The sequence below is a fragment of the Arthrobacter sp. 3Tela_A genome (genome assembly GCF_049311025.1).
Classification (GTDB): Bacteria; Actinomycetota; Actinomycetes; order Actinomycetales; family Micrococcaceae; genus Arthrobacter_B.
In genome coordinates, this window is record NZ_JAXIOM010000033.1 from 1 (window position 1) to 23,843 (window position 23,843).

The window sequence follows — 23,843 nt, forward strand, 5'->3', positions numbered from 1 at the left end:
CCCCCCACGGCTGCTCCCCGTCACTGTAGGTCCACCGGGGAACAGCCGGTCTTCATTGCCGGTTCCTTAGCCACGGGCCCGGCGGCGGGCCAGCATGGCGCCGGCCAGTGCCAGCACTCCTGCTCCCATTCCGGCAGCTGCCAGCGTAGAGCCGTCTACTGCGCTGCCGGCGGCGGATGCTTCCGCTCCGGTGTCAGCTCCGCCCTCAGGCATGGCGCCCATCTGTGAGACAGCTACTGTGCCGCAGGCAGCCGGAAGGGTTGCTGCCGCCGGAAGGGAAGGATCCAGATCGGACATCTTGGCCGCTGCGGCCTCCGGCATCTTGGCCGGATCGACGCCGTGGACCACCACAACAGCCGTGCCGTTCTCCAGGGACTGGGCGGTTTCCGGGTTCACCTCGAAGGTCCGCTCATAGGTGTACGCAGAGCCGCCCGGGAAGCGTTCGACTGCGAGGCCGGAGTCGGCACTGGTGTCGCCTTCGGTTGTGAGGGAGGTGCCGATGTGTCCGTAGTAGGGGTGGCCCTCGGTCGTGTTGACCACACCGTCGCCGTCGGTGTCTGCATCAGGGCCGGGACAGACGCCCTGCGCGGCGATGTGGATGTGCTGGGCGTGCGGGAAAGGACCGTCCATGAAGGTCTCAGCCGCGCCCGTTACGTTGACGGTCACCTTGGCTTCGGTCCCGTGTACCTCAACCATGGCCTGGCCGGTGGTACCGGAGTTGTTCAGGGTGTTCAGCGTTGCCTGCCCGGACCAGGAATCCGGTCCGTGGGCCATGGCCGGCGTTGTGGAGAGCGCCAGTGCGCCCAGGGCGAGCGTGGGAACGGCGAGCAGCCGGAGCTTTGTATTCATGATCGGTTTCCTTCGTCGTGATGAGTCTGTAAATCGGTGTGAATGCGTAAGTAGTTCGGAGCCGATCGGCGTTCGGATGGGTCGGCTGCCAAAAAAACTTTCACCCCGGTCCCGGCGTCGTGGTTCCGCTGGCATCCCCAGGCCCGCATATGGCAGAGTTCACGTCCATAGTGCGTCCGTGGACATTCCGCGCAGATGCCAACGCCGAAGGGATAAGCAGTGCAGGCCCATGACTGAGACCGGTGGAGCCCCGGGTGAGCAGCACGGCGTTCCCACGCTGGGCCGCATGGACCCGGATCTCACGGATCTGGTGCGCCGCAGCGCAGGCGGAGATGAAACGGCCTTCGCGGCCCTCTACGACGCAACCTCGGCAAGGGTTTACGGTTTAGCTATACGGATAACCCGCTCTCCCGAGCTAGCGGCCGAGGTGGTCCAGGAGGTCTATTTCATGGCCTGGGAGCAGTCGGAGCGCTTTCAGCCATCTCGCGGATCAGTACTGGGGTGGCTGTGCACCATGGCCCACCGGAGGGCCGTGGACCGGGTCCGCCAGGTCGTCAGCGAACGGGACCGGGAACAGACTTACGAAGACCAGCGGCCAAAATCGGCAGCAGACCAGACCTGGGAGGAGGTGGAGCAGTCCATGGCTGTCCAGGAAGTACGTGACGGGCTGGGGACGCTCACTCCCCTCCAGCGCCAGGCCGTTGCCCTGGCGTACTACGACGGATGCACTCACCAGGAGGTGGCCCGGCAGCTGGACATACCGCTCGGCACCGCCAAAGCCCGGATCCGCGACGGCTTAAACAGTCTCAGGTCCGCACTGGGGGGACGGCGATGAACGAACAGCTCTACGGCGACGCGCTCCACGAACTGGCTCCTCTTTTTGCCATCGATGCCCTGGAACCGGACGAGCGGGCGGCCTTTGAAGAGCATCTGGCCGGCTGCACCCGCTGCCAGGCCGAGGTTGCCGATTTCGCCGAGGTCACTGCCCACCTGGCAGCCGGCGCGGCGCAGGAGCCTCCTGCCGAGCTGCGGGCCTCAGTGCTTGGTGCCATTCACGGCACCCGGCCGCGTTCGGTCCCCCAAGCTGAAGAGGATCCCGGATCGCCGGCTGCACAGGTTGCACCTCCGGTTCCCCTCCACACCCGCCGGCTGCGCCCGCTGCTGCTGGCCGCCGCCGCTGCGGCACTGCTGCTTCCGGCTGCCGGGCTGGCAGGCTGGGCCCTGGGCATGCAGTCCGAACAGCGCCAGCAGGAAGAGGCGGCTGACCAGCAGCAGCAGCGCCAGGACCGCCTGCTTGCGGCACCGGATCTGTCTGTTCAGCGCCTGGACGTGGACGGGCAGCCCGCAACACTGCTGTTTTCCGAAGAACAGGACTCGGCCCTGTTTGTCGCGGAGGGCCTGCCTGATCCGGGCCCGGACCGTGAGTACCAGCTTTGGCTGCTGGAAGACGGCACCCCCGTCCCTGATGTCCACTTTGCCGGAGGTGAAATCCAGGTGTGGCTGACCGGCGAGGTCTCCCAGGCCGGAACCGTGGCCCTCACCGTCGAACCAACAGGTGGATCCACCACTCCAACATTCCCGCTCCTGGCTGCGGCAGACATCTGAGCCTGAGAGCCGCTTAGTCCTTCCGGTGCAGGCAGCGCGGTAAACAGAATCGGCGAATTCCGCCTTATTGGGGAGGTCAGGGACCGATTCTCTGGTTAGGCTGGCTTCGTCAAGCGCCGGTGGATTCTGCAGCCGCCGGCTCTCACACCGCATTGCAGACACCTATGAGGGGAATTATGTCCGAGCAGCAGCCTCCGGCAAACAACTACAGCTACAACGCATACGCCAGCAACCAGGCAGCGGCAGCGCCGCCCGCGCCGGTGCGTCCCAAGCAGGTTGACCTGGGCTTCTGGCTGCTGATTGCAGCGGCCGTCGTCTCAGCGATCAGCATCCCGGTGACGATCGCCTGGATGGATTCCGCCGAATTCCGCGACGCCATTATGTCCACCAGCACCGGGGCCATCACTGAGTCCGACGTAGACGCGATCATCGCGATTACTGCGGTGACCATCATCTTCTTCGCTGCCATCAGCATTGCGATCGCCCTGCTGGTAGCCCTCTTCATCCGCAAGGGCCACAACTGGGCGCGCATCGTTGCCACCGTCTTCGCGGCTCTGGGCATCTTCGGCCTGACCAACCTGACCATGGCCGGCGGACTGATGGCCGTGCTTACCGTGCTCAGCGTGCTGCTGCCCATCGTCGCCGTCGTGATGCTGTGGATGAAGCCTTCAACTGAGTACTTCAACGGCGCCAAGGCTTACCGCCAGTTCAAGAAGTACAACCCGGGAGCCTAGTCTTCCCGCAGGTGAAGAGGCCGGTACCGCAACTGCGGTACCGGCCTCTTTTGCTCTTCCGGCGGGTCAGCGGGAAGCAGCCCGCCCCGCCGCACGACCGCTGAACAGGCAGCCGCCCAGGAAGGTTCCTTCCAGCGACCGGTAGCCGTGCATCCCTCCACCGCCAAAGCCAGCGGCTTCCCCGGCCGCAAACAGGCCCGGAACCGGGTTCCCGTCCGCTCCGAGCACCCGGGAATCCAGATCGGTTTCAAGCCCTCCGAGCGTCTTTCGGGTCAGCACGGATAGCCGGACGGCGATCAGCGGCCCATCCTTCGGTTCCAGGATGGGACGCGGCACCGCGGTTCGGATCAGCCGGTCACCCAGGTAGGACCGCGCACCACGGATAGCTGTGACCTGTGCATCCTTGCTGAACGGATTGGCGATCTCCCGGTCCCGTGCCTGCAGTTCTGCCAGCACGGCGTCCGCGGAGAGCACCGGGGCCGTGCCGTCGGTTGAGGACTTGGCCAGGGCATTCATGGCCGCAACCAGCTCCGGGACGCTGCCGGCGGTGAGGAAGTCCTCGCCGTGGTCGAGGAACTTCTGCACCGGCCCCGGAACGTCCGCGGTGGCCCGGCCCAGCACTCCCCGCAGGGACTTGCCGGTCAGGTCAGGGTTTTGTTCAGATCCGGAGAGCGCGAATTCTTTTCGGATAATCGCCTTGTTCAGCACAAACCAGCTGTAGTCGTGGCCGGTGCGCCGCAGGTGCTCGAGGGTCCCGAGCGTGTCGAAACCCGGAAACAGCGGACCCGGCAGCCGGTTCCCCGCAGCATCCAGCCAGAGCGATGACGGCCCAGGCAGAATCCGGATCCCGTGGTTCGGCCACACCGGATTCCAGTTCCGGATCCCCTCCACGTAGTGCCACATGCGGTCCGGGTTGATCACCCGACCGCCCGCGCTTTGCGCGGCCTTGATGCCGCGGCCGTCTACGTGTCCCGGTACTCCGCTGAGCATCGTTCGGGGCGGGGAACCCAGGCGCTGCGGCCAGGCGGCACGAACCAGGTCGTGGTTGCCTCCAATGCCGCCGGTAGTGAGGACGACGGCGCCGGCCGAGTACTCGAACTCGCCCACCACAGTCCGTTCAGCCTCCCGGCCGCGCGGCGTCGTCGTTCGCTTGAAGACAGTGCCGCGTGCTCCGGTGACCGTACCGCCGGTGCTCACCAGGGATTCCATGCGGTGGTTGCAGGCCAGCCGCACCAGCCCACGCTCGACGCCGTCGCGCACCTTGGCCAGGAAAGGCGCGGTGATCCCGGGCCCGGTTCCCCAGGTGATGTGGAAGCGTGGCACGGAGTTCCCGGGTCCGGTGGCGCCGTAGCCGCCGCGCTCGGCCCAGCCAACCACCGGAAAAACCCGGTGCCCCAGCTGGTGCAGCCAGGCCCGTTTCTCTCCGGCCGCGAAATTGACGTAGGCCTCAGCCCAGCGGCGCGGCCAGTAGTCTTCCTCCCGGTCGAATCCAGCCGTCCCCTGCCAGTCCTGCCAGGCGAGGTCCACTGAATCTTTTACGCGCAGGCGCCGCTGCTCGGGCGAGTTCACAAAGAACAGGCCGCCGAAGGACCACCAGGCCTGCCCGCCCAGGCTCTGTTCACCTTCCTGCTCAAGCAGGATTACTGAGCGGCCGGAGTCCACCGCTTCGGCCGCCGCTACCAGGCCGGCAAGTCCGGCACCGACCACAATGACATCCGCGTCTCTTCGCTGCATCCGGCAAACGCTACCGGCAGGTACACACTCCTGCCTAGGGATGCGCGGGGTGCCGCAAACCCTGTCGGGAGCGCGTGCAGGTTCCTAGACTGGAAAGGCAGATGCCGTAAACCAGCTATGGAGGCATTCATGAGCACCACACCGAATGACGAAGACCGGACCCACAACGAGCAGCCGTCAGAAGGCGAGGAATCAGCCCAGGCCGACTCCACACGGGACCATTCCCAGAACGCGGCGGAAGGTGACGAAGGCCAGTCATAACAACAGCCATAACAAAAGGCCTCCCGTTCCCGGCGTCCTGTGCGGCGTCGGGAACGAAAGGCCTTTAGAGAGACCCTGGGGGCGGAGCGCGGTCAGGAAGCCTTCGCCCTGCCCGTATTTCGTTTGGCATCTGCCACGACATCGGCATCCTTGCTGTGGTCCACGACTGGCCCGGTTCCGGCAATTTCGCGCAGCTGCTCAATGCCCGCTGCCGCAGCTTCCTTGGTGGGGAACATCGCGGACACTGCCATGAGTGCTCCGTCACCGGAAATGAGCTTGATCCGGAATGCGCCGTCGTGGGCGTCAACCAGCTTAAAGTAGCCCGACATCTCTTACCTCCTTGTAAGGGGTACCTTCAGTGCCATTAATAGTAAGCCGACTGATGGCTTTTGGGACCCCTTCCCCGGCAACTGTGGAAGGACGATGCAGGATCGAGACCTAAGCGTGCGCCGCTAACGGTTCCGCGACGTCCCGGTGGTGAGCGCCTGGAGGAGTTCTTCCTGCGTGGCGGGCAGGGACGTCAGCAGCGCAGCCAGCATCCTGGCCTGCGCCGGGGCCAGGTCCCCGCCCGGGATGGCTCCGGCCCGGACCAGGTCCAGGCCGCCGCCGGCGCCGTAGGCGGGAACCACAGGTCCGGCAGGCACCCGGCTGCACAGGATCACCGGACAGCCGCCGCGCACCGCGTCCTGCACGGCTTCGGCAAATCCCTCCCCTGCGTTGCCCACACCCGTTCCGGCCAGAACGACGGCATTAACCCCCGCGTGGACCGCGTGGCTGAAGAGTTCCGGATCCGTACCCAAAGCACAGACGATGATCTCCACACGGGCATTATCGAAGTCTTCCCCCGGCATTGGCAGGGGCGCCGGCCGCACCGGAATCGCCGTGACGTGCAGAGTGCCGGCAATAAAGTGCGCCACCTCCACTCCCCCGGCGAACGGGTTCGCAGCCACGGTGTGGACCTTCCGCACTCCTCGCGCGGACTGGACCTGACCCGCGAAAGAAATCAGCACACCGGCGCCTCGCAGGCCGGCGTCGGCAGCGGCCGTGACTGCTTCCTCCAGATTGCCCGGTCCATCCGCCACCGGGCTGTCCGCCGGGCGCTGCGCGCCGGTGAAAACCACAGGCTTGGGAGAGTCATGGACCAGATCCAGCGCGAACGCCGTCTCCTCCATCGTGTCCGTGCCATGGGTGACCACGACGCCGTCCACGCCTTCGTCTGCCACCGCAGCACGGACCGCCTCGGCTAGGACACGGACATCCGCGAACCGCAGCCGGAAACTGTTCGCATTCGTAATGTCCCGGACGGAATAACTGTGCCGTCCTGACAGGGACGCCGCGAGGTCCTCCGCGCGGCCGGCAGATGCTGCGCCGTCGCGCCCGGTGCGTGACGCAATGGTCCCGCCGGTCGCCAAGATTCTGATGTGGGCCATGGAACAGCTGTCCTCTCGCCGGCATCACCACTGCCAACATATGCCTGCCCGTGACCTATTGGCTAGGAGGTCCGCCCTTCCCGCCGCGCAGATGAGCAAACCTGTGCAGGGACCTAGACTGGCGGCATGGCAGATACGGTCTCCGCGGAACAGCGCAGCCGCAACATGTCCCGCATCCGGTCCAAGAACACCAAACCCGAGCTGAAGGTCCGGCGTCTGCTGCACCATGCCGGCTACCGTTTTCGGCTCCACGGTGCTGCCGCCGGGGGTTCATTGCCGGGGAAACCGGATCTGGTCTTTGCGGGCCGGCGGAAGGTCATCAACGGCTGCTTCTGGCACACCCACTCGTGTTCCGCAGGCACCCATGCACCGGCCACCAACCCCGAGTTCTGGGCGGCCAAGCGCGCCCGGACGGTGGCGCGTGACGCCGCAGCGCTGCAGGCCCTGAAGGCCGCCGGCTGGGAAGCGCTGGTGGTCTGGGAGTGCGAGCTGCGCAATCCCAGTGCCCTGGAAGCCGAACTCTCTGCTTTCCTCGGACCGCCGGGCACGCCGGCGTCCGCGCTGGAGGAAGACGCACCTCGTTAGACTCGTCAGACACACTGCACCCAACCCGAGGGAATCTCCGATGACAGAAACTTCCCGGCCGCTGCGCGGCGTGCTTTTCGACGTGGACGGCACCCTGGTGGATTCGAACTACCTGCACACCGTCGCCTGGTGGCAGGCCTTCCGCCGGCTGGACTATGACATTCCCATGGCCAATATCCACCGTGCCATTGGCATGGGCGGGGACAAGCTCATTGGCCATCTGCTCGGCAGCGATCCGGAACCCGAGGTGGAAGAGAAGCTCGACTCCAGCCACGGGGCGATCTTCTCCGCGTCCTGGCCCGCCCTGCGGGCGTTCGACGGCGCCGCAGACCTGCTGCGGGCGTGTGCGTCCCGGGATCTCGCCGTCGTGCTTGCCTCCTCGGCCTCGGAACCGGAGCTGGCGGCCCTGCGCCGGGCGATCGACGCCGACGACGCGATTACCGGCGCCACCAGCTCCTCCGACGCGGAGGAAAGCAAACCTGCACCAGACATCCTCCAGGCGGCGCTGGACTCTTCGGACCTGGACGCCGAAACCACAGTGTTCGTGGGCGACTCCGTCTGGGACGTCAAGTCCGCGGCCGCCCTGGGGATTCCGACCATTGGGCTGACCTGCGGCGGCACGAGCGAAGCGGAACTGCGCGACGCCGGGGCGGAACAGGTTTACGCCTCACCACGCGACCTGCTGGAGAACCTGCAGAACAGCCTGCTCGGCCAGGGCGACGCGAGCTAGCTCCCACCACCCGAAAGGACCGCACCATGACCACCGAACCTACCGGACCGGCCAACGACGCCGAGGATCCGCTGGGAACCAGCGTCCCGCAGCCCGAACCCACCGGCTCGCCCAGGAAGCCCGGTACCGCTGACGAATCGGCCGGGAACATCCGCGAGGAACAGGGTACGCATGCTCCCGGAACCGTTCCTGCGGCGCACTCCGGCGGAGAGGACGCCGCCGAAACTGACGGCGGACGCCGCCCGGAGGACGCCCTCAACGAGCCGGAGTCTGTGGACGGCTAAGCCAGCCCGGCCCGCCGCAGCGCCTCGGCCATGGCACTGTCCGGTGCCGCCGGGGTGCGGCGCGGCGCGTTTCCGGCCTTCCCGCCCTTGTGCTTGGGTCCGCCCTGCGGGGTCCGCCCGCTGCCCTGGTTTTTGCCCTGCGGCCGGGAAGCCCTGGGCCGCCCGTTTCCGGCCCCTTCGCCGGCCACTGGAGCGTCGTCGTCCAGGCGAAGGCTCAGCGAGATCCGGTTCCGCACCGGATCAGCTTCCATCACCTTGACCTTGACCACCTGGCCGGACTTCACGACGTCGTGCGGATCGGAGACGAAGGAGGAGGACATCGCCGAGATGTGGACCAGCCCGTCCTGGTGAACGCCGATGTCAACAAACGCACCGAAGGCGGCCACGTTGGTGACAACGCCGTCAAGTACCATGCCCGGGCGCAGGTCAGCGACTTTCTCGATCCCCTCAGAAAAGGTGGCCGTCTTGAACGCCGGGCGCGGGTCCCGGCCGGGCTTGCGCAGCTCGGACAGAATGTCCAGGACGGTTGGCAGGCCAGTGGAATCATCCACAAACATGGCCGGATCAACGCCCGTGAGCTCTGCCCCGGCAGGACTCATCTCAGCCTTGGCTGCGGCAAGGATCCGGCGGGCGATTGAATAGGATTCGGGGTGCACGCTGGACGCGTCCAGCGGTTCTGTTCCGCCGGTGATCCGCAGGAAGCCGGCGCACTGTTCGAAGGCCTTCGCCCCAAGCCGGGGCACCTTCAGCAGGTCCGCACGGCGGGCAAACGGTCCGTTGGCGTTGCGGTGGGCCACAATGTTTTCGCTCAGCAGGGGCCCGACGCCGGCAACCCGGCTCAGCAGGGCGGGTGAGGCAGTGTTCACGTCCACCCCGACGGCGTTGACGCAGTCCTCCACCACGGCGTCCAGGGACCGGTCCAGCTTCGCCGCAGTTATATCGTGCTGGTACTGACCCACCCCGATGGACTTCGGATCGATCTTCACCAGTTCCGCCAGCGGATCCTGCAGCCGGCGGGCAATCGACACCGCGCCGCGCAGCGAAACGTCCATGCCCGGCAGTTCGGCTGCAGCCAGCGCCGACGCGGAATAGACCGAGGCACCGGCTTCGGAGACCACAAGCTTCTGCAGCTTGGCTTCCGGCACCAGCCGCATCAGCTCGCCAGCGAGCTTGTCCGTTTCGCGGGACGCCGTGCCGTTGCCGATGGCCACCAGCTCCACCCGGTGCTTCTTCACCAGGTCCGCCAGCCGCACCAGCGCATCGTCCCATTTGCGGGCCGGGGCGTGCGGGTAGACCGTGTCCGTGGCGATGACCTTCCCGGTTCCGTCCACTACCGCCACCTTGACTCCGGTGCGCAGCCCCGGGTCCAGTCCAAGGGTGGCGCGGTTGCCGGCCGGCGCTGCCAGCAGTACGTCGCGGAGGTTCGCCGCGAACACCCGGACTGCTTCAGTTTCGGCGTCCTGGAACAGGCGGACCCGCAGGTCAACGGAGAGTTTGGCGAGGATCCGGCGCCAGGCAAGCTGGACGGTCTGCTGCAGCCACGCTCCGGCCGCTCCCCCGCCCGAGGCAACGCCCAGCCGGAACGCCACCGAGTTTTCAAACCGCTGCCGGGCAGCCGCCAGCGCATCAGCATCCGCCGGGTCAGCTTCAGCCAGGCCGAGCTCCAGAATGCCTTCTTTCTCCGCGCGCAGCAGGGCCAGCACCCGGTGGGACGGCATGCCGGAGGGAGCCTGCGCGAAGTCAAAGTAGTCGGCGTACTTCTGTCCCTCGGACTCCTTGCCCGGGCGCACCTGTGAGCGCAGACGGCCCTGCTTCCAGAGTTTCTCGCGCGCTTCGGTCAAAAGATCAGCGTCCTGGCCGGCACGTTCCACCAGAATCGCCCGGGCTCCGGCCAGGGCCTCTGCGGCGTCGGGAACGGCGTCATTCACATAGCGGGCGGCTTCAGCCTCCGGCACCAGCCCGGGATTGGCCAGCAGGGCATCGGCGAGGGGTTCCAGCCCGGCTTCACGGGCAATCGCTGCCTTGGTCCGCCGCTTCGTCTTGTACGGGAGGTAAATGTCCTCCAGCCGGGACTTGGTCTCCGCAGCTTCCACCGCCGCGCGCAGCTCATCGGTGAGCTTGCCCTGCGACTCAATGGCTTCCAGGACCGCACGCCGGCGGTCGTGGAGTTCACGCAGATAGCGGAGCCGTTCATCAAGTTCACGCAGCTGCGTGTCATCGAGGGTGCCGGTCACTTCCTTGCGGTACCGGGCAATAAAGGGGACCGTCGAACCGCTGTCCAAAAGCTCGACGGCGGCGCGGACCTGCCACGGTGCAACGCCGAGTTCCGCGGCGATCTGCGCATAGATGCGTGCAGCGGCGTCGCTGCCGGAGGACGCGGGTTCGGGCTGGCGGGAGGGCTGCGGGGCGATGGTGAGACTCACCCGCCCAATTGTTCCCCATGACCGCCGAAAGCGGCCAACCCCGCCAACGGATCGCAGGGGTGCAGGAGGGATGTTCCCTGACACATTGGCACATGATTGGGGGAACCGGCTCAACCATGGGGTAGAACATAGGGATGCCTCCCGCCGCAGGCTGGCGGCATTTCAACGTTTCAATGAAGAAAGGTCGAAAATGACTCAGATTGCCCCGCTGTCTCATTCCCCTGCCGCAGGGCCGGAGGTGAAGAGCGCCGGCCATGTCATTGTCGATTCCCTCATTGCCCACGGTGTAAAGCGCACGTACGTGGTGCCCGGAGAGAGCTTCTTGGACGTCCTGGACGGACTTCATGAGAGCCCAATCGAGACCGTGGTCTGCCGTCACGAAGGCGGCGCCGCCTACATGGCTGAGGCCGACGGAAAGATGAACCAGCTTCCCGGCGTCGCCATGGTGACCCGCGGTCCCGGCGCCGCGAATGCCCACGTTGGCCTGCACACTGCCTGGCAGGACTCCACCCCCATGGTGCTTTTTGTGGGGCTTATCCCCTTCGAGCACCGGGACCGGGAAGCATTCCAGGAGTTCGACATCAAAGCCTGGTTCGATACCGGGGCCAAGCGCGTAATGGTGCTGGACCACCCGGAGCGAGCATCGGAAATCGTTGCTGAGGCTTTCTTCGCCGCCATGAGCGGACGTCCCGGCCCGGTGGTGATCGGCCTGCCTGAAGACATCATCCGCAAGGAAGTTTCCGCCGCGCTGCACCCGCCCATTCCGGTAGCCCCCGGCGGCATGACCGTCACCGACTGGAAGGCCCTGCAGGCTGCGCTCAAGGACGCGGAGAAGCCGCTGTTCGTCACCGGCGGCAACGACTGGACCCAGGAAGGCGCGGACACCCTCACCCGCTGGCTGGAAGAGCACCACCTTCCGGCTGCCGCCGAATGGCGCTGCGAAGGAACCATCTCCTTCGACTCGCCGTCCTACGTTGGACCGATCGGCTACGGCCGGCCCAAACCCACCTACGACCTGTTGGAAGAGACCGACCTGCTGGTCTTCGTGGGCACCGTGCCCGGCGACGTAATCACTGACGGTTTTGTGGTTCGCCAGGACTGGGAAAAGAAGAACTTCCTGGTCACTATTGACCCCTCCCTGCGCGGCCGCTCCGGCCCGGTCTCCTACCAGATTGTTGCCAAGCCGGACGTCTTCGTGCGGGACCTGGTGATGATGGACCTGCCGGTGAAGGACGAATGGAAGGCCTGGACATCCCGCATGCGCGGGGAGCAGGAGAAATTCGCTGCCCTTCCCCCGGCCGAGCCGTCCAACGGCCAGGCCCGGATGGACACGCTGATGGCCAACCTGGTGCCGACGCTTCCCGAGGACGCCATGATCACCCTCGGGGCGGGCGAGCACACCAACTGGGCGCACCGCTACTTCCCCACCCGCCGCTACGCGTCGATGCTCAGCGCCCGCAACGGTTCAATGGGCTACTCGGTGCCGTCTGCCATTGCTGCGTCGCTGGCGCACCCGGGACGCCGCGTGGTCACCATCGCCGGCGACGGTGAGTTCATGATGAACGGGCAGGAACTGGCCACAGCCGCGCAGTACGGCGCCACGCCGCTGGTGGTCGTGATGGACAACCAGGAATACGGAACCATCCGCACCCACCAGGAACGCCACTACCCGGACCGGATCTCCGGGACGCAGCTGAAGAACCCGGACTTCGCGCTGATGGCCCAGGCTTTCGGCGGGTTCGGTGTGCGGGTGGAGAACGACGCCGATGTGCCCGCCGCCGTCGAGGCTGCGCTGAAGGCCATCGATGAAGAGGGCAAGTTCGCGCTGATCCACCTGATCGTGGAGCAGCGGGTCAAGGCCTACTAAGCGGGATCGGGGCTTCGCGGCCGGGGTTACTACCCGGTCGCGAAACCATGCCGTCACCTGCTGCGCCCACCCTTCCCACGCTCCGTGACAGGTGTTAACTGGTGTGGTCCCACCAGCCACAGCAGTACCGAAGCGTGGGAAAACTGGTCGGGGAACGGGCCTCAGGCGGGGCGCTGCCTCTTGCCCCGTCCAGTTCCATCTACTCGTCTTCGCTGCTCAGTACCCGTCTGCGGGTGCTGAGCAGCTGCACTTCGGGCCGGTAGGCAACCAGCCGCTCGGCGCTGTCCAGGACCTCGACGACGTGCGCGCGGTCCGCGGACACAATCCCGATTCCAATCTCTGCGCGCCGGTGAAGATCCAGCTGGCCGGTCTCGGCGGCGGACACGGCAAACCTGCGTGCCAGTTCGGCCACCAGCGGCCGGACCAGCGACCGCTTCTCCTTGAGGGAATGGACATCGTCAAGCAGCAGGTCGAATTCAAGGGTCCCCGTCCACATGGTTTCCATCCTTGCCGCCGAATGGGATCTGTCAACGTACGGCTTAGGAGCTGAGGGTTCAACCGGGACCTGTGCGGTGTTACGTTCGAAAACATGACGCCGTCCCAGACAGTGCGTTCCCGGCCAGTTCCTGTACCGACTTCACCGGCAGCACCGTATGCATAACCACGGTGACTTTCCGGCGGAGTCCCTCTTCCTCATTCCCGCCGTCGCCGCGGCGGCCGCGTATTGGGCCGGCACCGTGTCGAAAAAGTCCGGCGCCTGGCCCTATCGGCGGCTGGTGTTCTTTTTGTCCGGGATTCTGACCGTGCTGCTCACGGTATTGGAACCTTTGGCCGGCTGGGCGCACTATGATTTCGGCGCACTGGCACTCTCCCACGTTCTGGCCGGGATGGCCGGGCCGGCGCTGCTGGTCCTCGCCCACCCCGTGGACCTGGCGCTGCGGACCCTGGATCCCGTTCCCGCAGCCCGGCTGCGCCGTGCCGTGGATTCTGCGGCGGCCCGCGCCCTGACCCACCCGGTAACCGCTACGGCGCTGGTGGCAGCCGGGATGTGGGCTATGTTCCACACCCCGCTGCTCACGGCAATGCAGCAGTCCATGCCGGTGCACTGGCTGGTCACTGCGTATCTCACGGCCACCGGGTGCCTGTTCACCGCCGCCATCCTGGACTGTGGTCCTGTGCCGCACAGCCTCCGCCTGCGGGCCGGGGCGCTGGCCGCAGCCGCCGTCGCGCATGCCGGCTCCGCGGCCTGGCTGCTGGTCTTTCCTCCCGCGGGCGCCGGCAGTACCGCCGCCGGGGCGCTGCTGCTCCTGGGTTCCGGACTGGCAGTCCAGACCGGCCTGGCGCTGATTCTGCTGGGGCAGCAGCGGGGCACCGCCCGGCTGCTGCCCTCGGCCCGCGGGGCTTAGGACCTCTGCCTAGAGGACCTGCGGGAAACCCAGGTCGATTTCCGACGTCGCGGGATCCGGCCAGCGGGTGGTCACCACCTTGCCGCGCGTGTAGAACCGGATCGAATCCGGACCGTACATGTGGGTGTCTCCGAAGAGTGAATCCTTCCAGCCGCCGAAGGAGAAGGACCCCACGGGAACCGGAATGGGCACGTTGACGCCCACCATGCCGGCCTCCACGTCGAACTCGAACGAGCGGGCGGCACCGCCGTCGCGCGTGAAGATCGCGGTCCCGTTGCCGTACTGGTTCTCGTTGACCAGCTGCACCGCGTCTGCGTACGTCTCAACCCGGACCACGGAGAGAACAGGACCAAAGATCTCGTCGTCGTAGGCTTTCATGCCGGGCTTCACGTGATCCAGCAGGCTGACGCCCAGGAAGAACCCGTCGCCGTCGAACTGGCTTTCCCGGCCATCGACCACCACTGTGGCACCTTCATCCGCTGCTCCGGCTACGTAGGAGGCCACCTTGTCCCGGTGCTCGGCGGTGATCAGCGGACCCATCTGGGAGGACGGATCAGTTCCGGGTCCGATCTTCAGGTCCACCATCCGCGAGCGCACGGCTTCCACCAGGTCATCGGCAATGCTGCCCACCGCCACCAGCACGCTTACGGCCATGCAGCGCTCCCCCGCGGACCCGTAGGCCGCCGAAACCGCAGCATCGGCAGCCATGTCGAGGTCGGCGTCGGGCAGCACCACCATGTGGTTCTTGGCTCCGCCCAGGGCCTGGACCCGTTTCCCGTGTTCGGCCGCCCGCCGGTAAATCGTGCGGGCGATCGGCGTGGAACCGACAAAACTGACGGCCTTTACGCCCGGATGCTCCAGCAGCACGTCCACGGCTTCCTTGTCCCCGTGCACCACGTTCAGCACCCCGTCCGGCAGCCCCGCTTCGGCGAACAGCTCCGCGATAAACACCGACGCGGACGGGTCCTTTTCACTGGGCTTGAGCAGGACGGTGTTGCCGCAGGCCAGGGCGCTGCCGATCATCCACAGCGGCACCATGGCCGGGAAATTGAACGGGGTAATGCACGCAACCACGCCCACCGGCTGGCGGATGGAGTGGACGTCGACGCCGGAGGCCACCTGTTCCGAGCGCTCCCCCTTCAGGCTCAGGGCGAGCGCGGAGGCGAATTCGATGTTCTCCAGGCCCCGGGTGATCTCTCCTTCGGCGTCGGAGAGGACCTTGCCGTGTTCGCTGGTGAGGATCGCAGCGAGCTCGGCCTTGCGTTCGGTCAGCAGCTCGCGGACCTTGAAGAAGATCGCTGTCCGGCGTGCCAGCGAGGTGGCGCGCCAGGCCGGTAGTGCTGCCTGGGCGGCCTGGATGGCTTCTTCAACTCGCGCCGCTGAAGCCAGGGCCACTTCCTTCTCCTGGCTTCCTGTGGCGGGATTGAACACCGGCCCATACCGCTCGGCCTCGGGAACGTGCTCTCCGTTGATGATGTGTGGAATGCGCTGCATGGGTTCTCAATTCGTTTCGGCGCCGCTACGGCGCGGGGACCTGGTCCTGGGAGCCGGCCAGCGAGCCGTCCACCAGTTTCACGATCATGGAGCAGTCTTTGCCGGCGTGGCCGGCGTCGATCAGCCGGGCAAACAGCTGCTGCACGTGCTCGCCGATTTCCAGCGGCGTGCCGGTGTCTGTGGCGGCTGCGATCGCCAGGTTGATGTCCTTGTTCGCCAGCTCGGTGGTGAAGGTTGGTTCGAAGTCATTGTTCGACGCCGCGGTCTGGACTACGCCGGGCACCGGGTACCAGGTGCGCAGCGCCCAGCTGTCTCCGGAGGAGACGGAGGCGATGTCCCAGAACACCTGTTTGTCCAACCCCAGCCGGTCAGCCAGGACTGCGCCCTCCGCCGTTGCAGCGAGGTTGATAAAGAGCATGAGGTTGTTGCAGATTTTCGCCGCCTGCCCGGTGGTGGGTCCGCCGGTGGGAATCACGTTCCCCGCCATGGGCTCAATGAACCCGGTGGCATCGGCCACGGCGTCCGGGGCGCCGCCGACCATAAAAGTGAGCGTCCCTGCCTGCGCCCCGCTCATTCCTCCGGAAACCGGGGCATCCACGAACCGGAAGCCCGCGGCAGCAGCGGCGTCGTGCAGTGCCTGCGCTGATTCGACGTCGATCGTGGAGGAATCAATCAGCAGCGTGTCGGTGGAGGCGCTGGCCAGCACGCCGTCCGGTTCAAGGTACACCGCACGGGAATGCTCCCCCTTCGGGAGCATCGTGAACACCACGTCCGCTCCCGCCACGGCCTCGGCAATGCTGCCAACCGCCTGCACACCGGCAGCTTCGGCTGTTGCCACGGCCCGCGGACTAAGGTCGAAGCCGCGTACATTGTGACCGGCCTTCACCAGGTTCGCCGCCATGGGGGCACCCATGTTTCCCAGTCCGATCCATCCCACTTCCGCCATCGCTAAGCTCCTTTGCCTAGTTGGTGCTGCCTGAGTTGCGCTGCGCGTCCGCCGCGGAACCAGCGTGGCACCGCGCTAGAGTGCGTTCAAGACCAGAATCCACAGACCCCATGTGCAGCCGTGCACAACGGGGAGAGGAGGAACGGCCCTGGACACCGCCAGCCGCCCGCCCAGTCCCGATGACCTGCTGATCCTGCTCACAGTGGCCCGGCTGGGGCGTTTCACAGCCGTCGCGGAAACTCTCGGGACTACCCACACCACCATTTCCCGGCGGATCACCGCGCTGGAAAAGCAGCTTGGCGGCCGGGCTTTGGCCCGGACTCCGCATGGCTGGGAGCTGACCGCGCTGGGAGCCCAGGCGGTCCGGGCGGCCGAATCCATCGAAGAGAGTCTGGCAGCCCTCCGCTGCGCGCTGGCGGACGACGCCGATCCCCTCGCCGGAGTGGTGCGGATCAGCACCGTGGACGGTCTGGGCGCCGAAATTGTGACGCCGGCGCTGGTCAGGCTGCAGGCATCGCACCCGAACATCAGCGTTGAAATGTTCTCCGCCACGCGCAAGGTCAGCCAGAACCGCTCCGGAGTGGATTTGGAGGTGGTGGTGGGCCATACCGATGTGCGCACTGCCCAGGCGATCCTGCTGGGCCATTACGTGCTCCGCCTCTACGCAGCCGAAGGCTATCTGCGCCGTCACGGCATCCCGGGTGTTCCCGCAGACCTGGCCCAGCACTGCTTTGTCTCCTACGTTGAATCCGCGCTGCTGGTCGAGGAACTGGGCCACCGGTCCACCGGCCTGCCGGACCCGCGCTCGAGTTTCCAGGCGACCAGCATCTTTGCCCAGGTGGAAGCGGTCCGGCGGGAGGCCGGCGTCGGGCTGCTGCCCAACTTTATGGTGGCCGGACGGGAGGGCTTCGTGCCGGTGCTGGCTGATTCCTTTGAACGCCGGCTGCCCATCTGGGCCGTGGCCCGCCCCGAGGCGCTCCGCTCTGCCCGGGTCCAGGCTGTCATTGAGGCTATCCATGCCGAAACCGCTGCCCGCCGGGACATTTTGGATTTCTGACGGGCAGCGGCTTCGGTGCTGGCTCCAACTGCGCCGGGAGTTAGTTGTCCACGGCGGAGGAGCTGCGCTTCTCCTCGTTGGCCTTGGAGGCTGCGAGCAGGTCCGCTGTTCCCTGCGCGTCGGCCGCGTCGACGTCGTGCAGTGAAATACCGTTGGTTTCCCGAAGCAGCAGCACTGAAATCGCCGTGATGACACAGGCCCCCAGCAGGTACAGGGCTACCGGCGTCGAAGAATCGAACTCGGAGAGCAGCGACGTGGCGATGATCGGTGCCAGCGAGCCGGCCACGATCGAGGTCACCTGATAGCCGAGGGACACCCCTGAGTACCGCATCCGGGTGGGGAACATCTCCGCCATGATCGAGGGCTGGCCGGCGTACATCAGCGCGTGGAACAGCAGGCCAATCGTCACCGCCGCCAGGATCATCAGATCATTCGCCGTGTCCATCATCGGGAAGGCGAAGAAGCCCCAGGTGGCGCCCAGCACCGCCCCGGCCATGTACACCGGGCGGCGGCCCAGTGCATCGGAGAGCTTTCCGGCCACCGGCACCGCGCAGAAATGGATGAAGTGCGCAATGAGCAGCAGGAGCAGAATCCGGGAGGTGTCGGTTTCCACCACGATGCGCAGGTAGGTGATGGAGAACGTGACAACCAGGTAGTACAGAATGTTCTCCGCGAAGCGCAGGCCCATGGCGGTGAAGACGCCGCGCGGGTAGCGGCGGAACACCTCAATCACGCCGTAGCCCTTGGCCTCTTCCTCGACCTCCTTTTGGGCTTCCAGGAAGATCGGCGCGTCTGAAACCTTGGTGCGGATGTAGTAGCCCACCAGCACGATCACTGCCGAGAGCCAGAAGGCGATGCGCCAGCCCCAGCCAAGGAAGGCGTCCTCGCTCAGCGTCGAAGAGAGGACAAACAGGACGCCGGTAGCCAGCAGGTTGCCCATCGGAACGGCGGACTGTGGCCAGCTGGACCAGAATCCGCGGGACTTGTTCGGGCTGTGCTCCGCAACCAGCAGCACGGCGCCGCCCCATTCCCCGCCCACGGCGAAGCCCTGGATGAAGCGCAGCGCCACCAGCATGGCCGGAGCCCAGTATCCGATCGAGTCGAAGCCGGGCAGGCACCCCATCAGGAAGGTGGACACACCTACCAGGATGATGCTCAGCTGCAGCAGCTTCTTGCGGCCGAACTTGTCCCCGAAGTGCCCAAAGACGATTCCGCCTACCGGCCGGGCCACGAAACCGACGGCGTAGGTCACGAAGGCGGCGATGATGCCGTCCAGTTCGGTTTCTGCGTTGGGAAAGAACAGGCGGCTGAAGACCAGGGTCGACGCCGCGGCGTAGAGGAAGAATTCGTACCATTCCACGACCGTCCCGGCCATGGACGCTACAACGACCTTGCGCAGCCCTTCCGGCACCGGCGTTTTCCTGCGACCGGCCCGCTGGGGATTATTCGTGCTCATCCGCGATCTCCTTAGGTGTCCTCGTTGACACTGCTGCACCCCTCCGGGAGCCCCAAGGCACCCCGGGCGGAGTAAGCATGAGTATGGTGCGCCGCGGGCTGCGCACTCAACCGCCAAAACCGCATGGCGTATCTGCACAAATGCACAGGCCCTTCAGTACAGGCGCTTCCGAACCCTTCCCGGCGTCCGGGCGGCACGCCGCTGCGCCACGCCGCGCCATTGTGTACTGAAGGTAGTTCACCTAACAATGGAGGATGACAGTTACGCTCAGATCACTCGAAACTGCTGTCCCTTCTACTGTCCTGGTTCAGGACCAGGTCCGTGACGTCTTCGCCGCGCAGCCCGGGCTGACCCGCCTGGGCACGCGGCTTGTAAACACCTGCTTCAATTCAGCCGCCATCGATACCCGGCGCACCGCGCTGGAGGAACTGACCCTGAACTCCACCGCGGAGAACCCGCAGTTCTTCGATCCGCAGACCGGCCTGCTGCTGATGCCTTCCACCAAGACCCGCAACGACATTTTCGCCACCGAGGCCACGAAACTCTTCATCGAAGCCGGCACCAAGGCCGTGCAGAACTGCCCGGGGATCGGCCCGGAAGACGTCACCCACGTCATCACTGTCTCCTGCACGGGGTTCTTCAACCCCGGCCCCGATTACAAGCTGGTGCGCGCACTGGGCCTGAACCCCTCCGTGCAGCGCTACCACCTGGGTTTTATGGGCTGCTACGCGGCCTTCCCGGCCATGCGCGCCGCCAAATCCTTCTGCGACGCCGATCCCGACGCCGTCGTCCTGGTGGTCAGTGCCGAGCTGTGCTCCCTGCATGTGCGCTCCTCAAATGACCCGGACATCATCATGGGGTCCTCGCTCTTCGCTGACGGTGCCGCCGCTGCCATCATCACCGCCCGTGATCTGCCCGGCGAAAGCCCGGCAATCGTGCTGGACCACTTTGAAACCACGCTCACGCCGGTGGGCGAGGAATCAATGGCGTGGAACATTGGCGACCACGGCTTCGAAATGGTGCTGGGCACCTATGTTCCGCACATCATCGATGACCACATTGTGGGAGCGCTGGAACCGCTGCTGGCCCGGGATCCGTCCCTGGAGGGGCAGGCATACAACGATATTGAGCACTGGGCTATCCATCCGGGCGGCCGCAGCATCCTGGACAAGGTCGAAGCGAAGCTGGAACTCAGCGAGGAGCAGCTGGTACCCGCCCGGGAAACCCTGCGCAACTTCGGCAACATGAGCTCAGCGACGGTGATGTTCGTGCTGAAGAACATCCTGGAACAGCCTTTCTCCGGCGGCAACGAGCGGATCTGCTCCATGGCGTTCGGCCCCGGGCTGACGGTTGAAACCGGCCTGTTCACCCGGGTTCCCGGAACCGGTGCCGCAGCCGCTGCAAACGCGCTGGCAGCTGAGCCGGTTCCCGCTGCCGTCGGATAGTGCGGTGAGTCTGCTGGATATTGGACCTCCGCCGTTCCTGCCGCCCCCAATGAGCCGGCGGGCCATGGACGCAGTGGAGGAGATGGACCGCCCGGACTGCGATCCGGTGCTGCTGGAGCGAACGTATGCGCAGTTTCCGCTGATCAACGCCGTGGTCTCCGGCTGGCGGCGGAACTACCGCCGGTATGTGCGGCCCGTGCTGGCAGCGCAGGGCGGCGGAACGGTGCTGGATATTGGTGCCGGCGGCGGGGACCTGGCCCGTGCCCTGGCCCGCTGGGCCCGGCGGGACGGCCTGGCCGTGCAGGTGACCGGCATCGATCCGGATCCCCGCGCCCACGCCTACGCCTCCATGCGCCAGGCTCCGGCCGGGTGCAGTTTCCGTGCCGCACTGAGCTCGGATCTGGTCGCTGAGGGCGCGGTGTTCGACGTCGTGGTTTCCAATCATGTGCTGCACCATCTGGACGATGCAGCATTCCGGGGCATCCTGGCCGACTCGGAAAAGCTGGCCGGATCACTGTCCCTGCACAGCGACATTGAACGCAGCCCGTGGGCCTACGGGCTGTTCTCCGCCGGCACACTGCCTTTCTTCCACCGGTCCTTCATCCGCCGTGACGGGCTGACGTCGATCCGCCGCAGCTATACCGCGCAGGAGCTCACCGCCGTGGCGCCGCCCGGCTGGGAGGTCCGGCGCCAGCACCCGTGGCAGAACCTGCTTGTGTACCCGGCGCGGGGTGGGCGGTGAATCCTGTCGACGTCGACGTCGCGGTTGTGGGCGGCGGGCCGGTGGGCCTGGCCCTGGCAATCCTGGCGCTGCAGGACGGACTGCGGGTCCGGGTCCTGGAAGCCCGGACGGTACGCAGTTCGCACTCCCGGGCCATTGGAATCCATCCGCCGGGCATGGCGGCCCTGGAAGCAACCGGAGTCAGTGCGCAGCTGGCAGCCGAGGGCGTGCAGATCCGCACCGGTTCAGCCCGTACCCGGGACACCGAGCTGGTGTCCATCAGCTTCGCCAGGACCTCCACTGCGTACCCGTACGTGCTGGCCCTTCCGCAGGAACGGACTGAAACGGTGCTTCAGGCGCGCCTGCACGAACTTGATCCCGACTCCCTGCAGCGCGGGCACCGCGTTACCTCGCTGCTCGACGACGGCACTGGCGTCACGCTGGCCGGAGCCGCTGCCGGAGAAGATTTCACTCTCCGCGCCTCCTGGGTGGTGGCGGCAGACGGGGCGCGATCGGCCGTTCGGGGCCTGCTCGGTGTGCAGGCGGCCGGCACGCTGCTGCGCGATTCATACCTGATGGGCGACTTTCCGGACAACACCGGCGACGGTCCGGTGGGGGTGCTGTATCTGGAGCCCGAGGGAATCGTGGAGTCCTTCCCGCTCCCCGGAGGCAAGCGCCGCTGGGTGGCTCATACCCGTTCGCTCCACACCGACTCCGATGCCAAGGACCTTGCCCGGATCGTGGCTGCCCGGACCGGACGGACCCCGGAGGCCGCCGCCAGCACCATGCTCAGCGCTTTCCCGGTCCGGACAACGGCACTGAAACAGCTCGTGCACGGGCGCACGGTGCTGATCGGCGACGCCGCGCATGAAGTCAGTCCGATCGGCGGGCAGGGCATGACCCTCGGCTGGGTCGACGCCGCTGAACTGGCCCCGCTGCTGGCCGCCGCAGTGCACGGAACCGACGTGGGCCGGCAGCTGGCTGCCTTCGACCGCCGACGCCGGCGGGCCGCCGTCGTCGCTTCCACCCAGGCCCGGCTGAACATGGCGCTGGGCCGCCCGCTGCCGGCACCGGTCATGCGGGCCAGGAACACCGTGCTGGCGCAGCTCTTCCGCTCCCGGGTGCTCAGCGACACCGTGGCACGCCGCTTCACGATGCAGTAGCGGCCTGCCGAATCGGGAGCGGCGCTGTAATGGTCAGTGGCTGCCGCGGTCCAGGGTGACGGTACGCAGGTCCAGGCGTCGGAGCACCCGGTCCACGGCCTCCGGGTCCATGCCGGATTGCCTCCGCGCAGCCAGCACTTCCTTCCGGGCCGCTGCCAGCGCCTCACGCTGAACTGTGTCCATGACTTCCAGCGTGGCCTTGAGCTGCAGCATTTTCTGCGGATCGGATTCCGAGTCGCGTTCAAGGATGGAGTGCAGGGAGGACATCCGGCGGGCCAGCGCCGTGCGCCGCTCCGGCGGAAGTTTTTCCGCAGCCCGGGAGCGCTTCATGGTTTCCAGGGCCACCCGTTCGGCACGCCGTGCCAGTTCACGTTCCTGCTTGGCGACGGCTCCGTGGTCACTGGGCAGTTTCAGCCGGCGCATCAGCCACGGCAGGGTCAGGCCGGGAAGCACCAGGGTCACCACCAGGACCGCCCCTGCACAGACGATCATGAAGTTCCTGCCCGGCAGCACCTCTCCTGCCAGCGTGGTGGCCGGCAGTGCGAGGGCGAGCGCCAGGGTGGCCAGGCCCCTCATTCCGCACCAGGACAAGACCAGGACTTCCTTCATGGAGCCGGGAACCCGGTTGAGCCGCTCGGTGCCGCCGAACCGGTAGAGCCCGTACATCCACGCGAAGCGCACCAGGACCACCGCTGCGCAGACCGCCGCCACACCGGGAATGAAACCGAAAATCTCACGGCCTTCGTCTTCGATGACGTAGCGCATTTCGATTCCCACCAGGCCAAAGGCAACGCCGGTGGTCAGCAGCTCAACCACTTCCCAGAAAGCGGTACGGGTCAGGCGCTCTTCGGAGTCCTGCGGACGGGCCCTGCGGCCAAGCTCCAGGGCCGTGACGACCACGGCGACCACACCGGAAAAGTGCAGTTCCTCGGCGAGGATGTACACGGCGTAGGGCGCCACGAGCGTGACGGCGGAGCGTGCCACCAGGTTCGGCACAAACCGGTTGAGCGCACCCACCAGCCAGCCCATGGCAAGGCCCAGCACCACGGCTCCGGCTGCCCCGAGCAGGAAACTGGGCACAATCGACCAACCGACTTCCCCGCCGCTGACTGCTGCGGTCACGGCCGCCTGGAAGATCACGATCGCGATCGCATCGTTGAACAGTCCCTCGGTCTGCAGGACCGTGATGAGCCGCCGGGGCATGTTGACCTTGCCGGCCACCGCTTCCACGGCCACCGGGTCGGGTGGAGCCACGATCGCACCCAGGGCTATCGCAGCGGGAACCCCAAGAGCGGGGACGATCATCCAGGCCACGCCGGCAACCACCCCGACGGTCACCGCCACCAGGGCTACCGCCAGCAGCACCAGGGAACGCCAGCGCAGCCGGAAAACGGACCAGGAGCTGCGCTGGGCCGCGGCGTAGAGCAACGGCGGCAGGAACAGCGGCAGGATGAGTTCGGGATCAATGTGAATCTCCGGAATCATCGGCAGGAAGGCGAACAGCGCCGAAAAGATCAGCATCAGCACCGGGTAGGGCAGCCGGACCCGCTCGCCGATGCCCACCACCAGCACCGTACCGAATAGGAGTCCAATCAGCAGGATCAGGAAATCCATCGGGACCTCCTTCTTTCCGCGGCACCGCTGCGTCCAGTT

General features: G+C 66.4%; 23 protein-coding genes. 13 read left to right on the forward strand and 10 right to left on the reverse strand.

Annotated features, from left to right (window positions below):
* Positions 1-66 precede the first annotated feature (66 nt).
* Positions 67-849 (reverse strand): hypothetical protein, encoded by a 783-nt coding sequence (locus TVC13_RS10845; RefSeq protein ID WP_422401219.1) that lies wholly within the window; start codon positions 847-849, stop codon positions 67-69.
* A 229-nt stretch (positions 850-1,078) separates the two neighbouring features.
* Here TVC13_RS10845 and sigK point away from each other — a divergent pair, with 229 nt between their 5' ends.
* From sigK to TVC13_RS10860, 3 genes are all read left to right on the forward strand, one after another.
* Positions 1,079-1,684: an ECF RNA polymerase sigma factor SigK gene (gene sigK, locus TVC13_RS10850; protein ID WP_422401220.1), complete on the forward strand. Its 606-nt coding sequence runs from the start codon at positions 1,079-1,081 to the stop codon at positions 1,682-1,684.
* Positions 1,681-2,454: an anti-sigma factor domain-containing protein gene (locus TVC13_RS10855; RefSeq protein WP_422401221.1), complete on the forward strand. Its 774-nt coding sequence runs from the start codon at positions 1,681-1,683 to the stop codon at positions 2,452-2,454. The genes sigK and TVC13_RS10855 overlap by 4 nt, the downstream gene beginning before the upstream one ends.
* A 176-nt stretch (positions 2,455-2,630) precedes the next feature.
* On the forward strand, positions 2,631-3,188 hold the full coding sequence (locus TVC13_RS10860; protein ID WP_422401222.1) for a hypothetical protein: 558 nt from the start codon (positions 2,631-2,633) through the stop codon (positions 3,186-3,188).
* Positions 3,189-3,254: 66 nt separating this feature from the next.
* On the opposite strand, the gene TVC13_RS10865 is transcribed toward TVC13_RS10860, so the two are convergent.
* On the reverse strand, positions 3,255-4,922 hold the full coding sequence (locus TVC13_RS10865) for an FAD-binding dehydrogenase (protein ID WP_422401223.1): 1,668 nt from the start codon (positions 4,920-4,922) through the stop codon (positions 3,255-3,257).
* 129 nt (positions 4,923-5,051) lie between these two features.
* Between TVC13_RS10865 and TVC13_RS10870 the strand changes: the two genes are divergently transcribed.
* Positions 5,052-5,183, forward strand: coding sequence for a hypothetical protein (locus TVC13_RS10870; RefSeq protein WP_422401224.1), 132 nt, complete (start codon positions 5,052-5,054; stop codon positions 5,181-5,183).
* Between the two features lie 92 nt (positions 5,184-5,275).
* On the opposite strand, the gene TVC13_RS10875 is transcribed toward TVC13_RS10870, so the two are convergent.
* Positions 5,276-5,512 (reverse strand): YegP family protein, encoded by a 237-nt coding sequence (locus TVC13_RS10875; protein WP_091607647.1) that lies wholly within the window; start codon positions 5,510-5,512, stop codon positions 5,276-5,278.
* A gap of 123 nt (positions 5,513-5,635) precedes the next feature.
* Positions 5,636-6,613: an asparaginase gene (locus TVC13_RS10880; RefSeq protein ID WP_422401225.1), complete on the reverse strand. Its 978-nt coding sequence runs from the start codon at positions 6,611-6,613 to the stop codon at positions 5,636-5,638.
* Positions 6,614-6,739: 126 nt separating this feature from the next.
* Between TVC13_RS10880 and TVC13_RS10885 the strand changes: the two genes are divergently transcribed.
* From TVC13_RS10885 to TVC13_RS10895, 3 genes are read left to right on the forward strand one after another with little or no spacing between them, the layout of a single operon-like run.
* Positions 6,740-7,198, forward strand: a complete 459-nt coding sequence (locus TVC13_RS10885) for a very short patch repair endonuclease (protein ID WP_422401226.1) — start codon at positions 6,740-6,742, stop codon at positions 7,196-7,198.
* Positions 7,199-7,238: 40 nt separating this feature from the next.
* Positions 7,239-7,928, forward strand: coding sequence for an HAD family hydrolase (locus TVC13_RS10890; protein ID WP_422401227.1), 690 nt, complete (start codon positions 7,239-7,241; stop codon positions 7,926-7,928).
* A gap of 26 nt (positions 7,929-7,954) precedes the next feature.
* Positions 7,955-8,212, forward strand: a complete 258-nt coding sequence (locus TVC13_RS10895; RefSeq protein WP_422401228.1) for a hypothetical protein — start codon at positions 7,955-7,957, stop codon at positions 8,210-8,212.
* Here TVC13_RS10895 and TVC13_RS10900 read toward each other — a convergent pair.
* Entirely contained in the window at positions 8,209-10,623 is a 2,415-nt protein-coding gene (locus tag TVC13_RS10900; RefSeq protein ID WP_422401251.1) for a Tex family protein, read from the reverse strand. The genes TVC13_RS10895 and TVC13_RS10900 overlap by 4 nt on opposite strands.
* A 202-nt stretch (positions 10,624-10,825) precedes the next feature.
* On the opposite strand from TVC13_RS10900, the gene TVC13_RS10905 reads away from it, so the two are divergent.
* A complete protein-coding gene (locus tag TVC13_RS10905) occupies positions 10,826-12,502 on the forward strand; it encodes a thiamine pyrophosphate-dependent enzyme (protein ID WP_422401229.1) in 1,677 nt (558 codons plus the stop codon).
* A 199-nt stretch (positions 12,503-12,701) separates the two neighbouring features.
* Here TVC13_RS10905 and TVC13_RS10910 read toward each other — a convergent pair whose 3' ends face one another.
* Positions 12,702-12,998 (reverse strand): DUF503 domain-containing protein, encoded by a 297-nt coding sequence (locus TVC13_RS10910; protein WP_422401230.1) that lies wholly within the window; start codon positions 12,996-12,998, stop codon positions 12,702-12,704.
* A 157-nt stretch (positions 12,999-13,155) separates the two neighbouring features.
* Here TVC13_RS10910 and TVC13_RS10915 point away from each other — a divergent pair, with 157 nt between their 5' ends.
* A complete protein-coding gene (locus TVC13_RS10915; RefSeq protein WP_422401231.1) occupies positions 13,156-13,908 on the forward strand; it encodes a cytochrome c oxidase assembly protein in 753 nt (250 codons plus the stop codon).
* Between the two features lie 9 nt (positions 13,909-13,917).
* Here TVC13_RS10915 and TVC13_RS10920 read toward each other — a convergent pair whose 3' ends face one another.
* Positions 13,918-15,402, reverse strand: a complete 1,485-nt coding sequence (locus tag TVC13_RS10920; protein WP_422401232.1) for a CoA-acylating methylmalonate-semialdehyde dehydrogenase — start codon at positions 15,400-15,402, stop codon at positions 13,918-13,920.
* A 25-nt stretch (positions 15,403-15,427) separates the two neighbouring features.
* Entirely contained in the window at positions 15,428-16,411 is a 984-nt protein-coding gene (gene mmsB / locus TVC13_RS10925; RefSeq protein ID WP_422401252.1) for a 3-hydroxyisobutyrate dehydrogenase, read from the reverse strand.
* A 49-nt stretch (positions 16,412-16,460) separates the two neighbouring features.
* Here mmsB and TVC13_RS10930 point away from each other — a divergent pair, with 49 nt between their 5' ends.
* A complete protein-coding gene (locus TVC13_RS10930; protein WP_422401233.1) occupies positions 16,461-17,405 on the forward strand; it encodes a LysR family transcriptional regulator in 945 nt (314 codons plus the stop codon).
* 40 nt (positions 17,406-17,445) lie between these two features.
* Here TVC13_RS10930 and TVC13_RS10935 read toward each other — a convergent pair whose 3' ends face one another.
* Positions 17,446-18,861 carry an MFS transporter gene (locus TVC13_RS10935; protein WP_422401234.1) on the reverse strand — a complete coding sequence of 472 codons (1,416 nt, stop codon included), beginning with the start codon at positions 18,859-18,861 and terminating at the stop codon, positions 17,446-17,448.
* Between the two features lie 254 nt (positions 18,862-19,115).
* Between TVC13_RS10935 and TVC13_RS10940 the strand changes: the two genes are divergently transcribed.
* The 3 genes from TVC13_RS10940 to TVC13_RS10950 are packed head-to-tail and all read left to right on the forward strand — an operon-like array spanning position 19,116 to position 22,190.
* Positions 19,116-20,306 carry a type III polyketide synthase gene (locus tag TVC13_RS10940; RefSeq protein ID WP_422401235.1) on the forward strand — a complete coding sequence of 397 codons (1,191 nt, stop codon included), beginning with the start codon at positions 19,116-19,118 and terminating at the stop codon, positions 20,304-20,306.
* A 4-nt stretch (positions 20,307-20,310) separates the two neighbouring features.
* Complete coding sequence (locus tag TVC13_RS10945; RefSeq protein ID WP_422401236.1) at positions 20,311-21,048, forward strand: class I SAM-dependent methyltransferase; 738 nt, start codon at positions 20,311-20,313, stop codon at positions 21,046-21,048.
* Positions 21,045-22,190 carry an FAD-dependent oxidoreductase gene (locus TVC13_RS10950; RefSeq protein ID WP_422401237.1) on the forward strand — a complete coding sequence of 382 codons (1,146 nt, stop codon included), beginning with the start codon at positions 21,045-21,047 and terminating at the stop codon, positions 22,188-22,190. Before TVC13_RS10945 ends, TVC13_RS10950 begins: the two co-directional genes overlap by 4 nt.
* 33 nt (positions 22,191-22,223) lie before the next feature.
* Here TVC13_RS10950 and TVC13_RS10955 read toward each other — a convergent pair whose 3' ends face one another.
* Positions 22,224-23,804, reverse strand: coding sequence for a Na+/H+ antiporter (locus TVC13_RS10955; RefSeq protein ID WP_422401238.1), 1,581 nt, complete (start codon positions 23,802-23,804; stop codon positions 22,224-22,226).
* Positions 23,805-23,843: the final 39 nt, after the last annotated feature.

Excerpts from the sequence above, each read along its gene's own strand:
- TVC13_RS10855 (WP_422401221.1), top strand. The coding sequence starts at position 1,681 with ATGAACGAACAGCTCTACGGCGACGCGCTCCACGAACTGGCTCCTCTT.
- TVC13_RS10890 (WP_422401227.1), top strand. The coding sequence starts at position 7,239 with ATGACAGAAACTTCCCGGCCGCTGCGCGGCGTGCTTTTCGACGTGGAC.
- TVC13_RS10860 (WP_422401222.1), top strand. The coding sequence starts at position 2,631 with ATGTCCGAGCAGCAGCCTCCGGCAAACAACTACAGCTACAACGCATAC.
- TVC13_RS10955 (WP_422401238.1), bottom strand. The coding sequence starts at position 23,804 with ATGGATTTCCTGATCCTGCTGATTGGACTCCTATTCGGTACGGTGCTG.
- TVC13_RS10910 (WP_422401230.1), bottom strand. The coding sequence starts at position 12,998 with ATGTGGACGGGGACCCTTGAATTCGACCTGCTGCTTGACGATGTCCAT.
- TVC13_RS10875 (WP_091607647.1), bottom strand. The coding sequence starts at position 5,512 with ATGTCGGGCTACTTTAAGCTGGTTGACGCCCACGACGGCGCATTCCGG.
- TVC13_RS10940 (WP_422401235.1), top strand. The coding sequence starts at position 19,116 with ATGACAGTTACGCTCAGATCACTCGAAACTGCTGTCCCTTCTACTGTC.
- TVC13_RS10920 (WP_422401232.1), bottom strand. The coding sequence starts at position 15,402 with ATGCAGCGCATTCCACACATCATCAACGGAGAGCACGTTCCCGAGGCC.
- TVC13_RS10865 (WP_422401223.1), bottom strand. The coding sequence starts at position 4,922 with ATGCAGCGAAGAGACGCGGATGTCATTGTGGTCGGTGCCGGACTTGCC.
- sigK (WP_422401220.1), top strand. The coding sequence starts at position 1,079 with ATGACTGAGACCGGTGGAGCCCCGGGTGAGCAGCACGGCGTTCCCACG.
- TVC13_RS10880 (WP_422401225.1), bottom strand. The coding sequence starts at position 6,613 with ATGGCCCACATCAGAATCTTGGCGACCGGCGGGACCATTGCGTCACGC.
- TVC13_RS10885 (WP_422401226.1), top strand. The coding sequence starts at position 6,740 with ATGGCAGATACGGTCTCCGCGGAACAGCGCAGCCGCAACATGTCCCGC.
- TVC13_RS10915 (WP_422401231.1), top strand. The coding sequence starts at position 13,156 with ATGCATAACCACGGTGACTTTCCGGCGGAGTCCCTCTTCCTCATTCCC.
- TVC13_RS10845 (WP_422401219.1), bottom strand. The coding sequence starts at position 849 with ATGAATACAAAGCTCCGGCTGCTCGCCGTTCCCACGCTCGCCCTGGGC.
- TVC13_RS10895 (WP_422401228.1), top strand. The coding sequence starts at position 7,955 with ATGACCACCGAACCTACCGGACCGGCCAACGACGCCGAGGATCCGCTG.
- TVC13_RS10935 (WP_422401234.1), bottom strand. The coding sequence starts at position 18,861 with ATGAGCACGAATAATCCCCAGCGGGCCGGTCGCAGGAAAACGCCGGTG.
- TVC13_RS10870 (WP_422401224.1), top strand. The coding sequence starts at position 5,052 with ATGAGCACCACACCGAATGACGAAGACCGGACCCACAACGAGCAGCCG.
- TVC13_RS10905 (WP_422401229.1), top strand. The coding sequence starts at position 10,826 with ATGACTCAGATTGCCCCGCTGTCTCATTCCCCTGCCGCAGGGCCGGAG.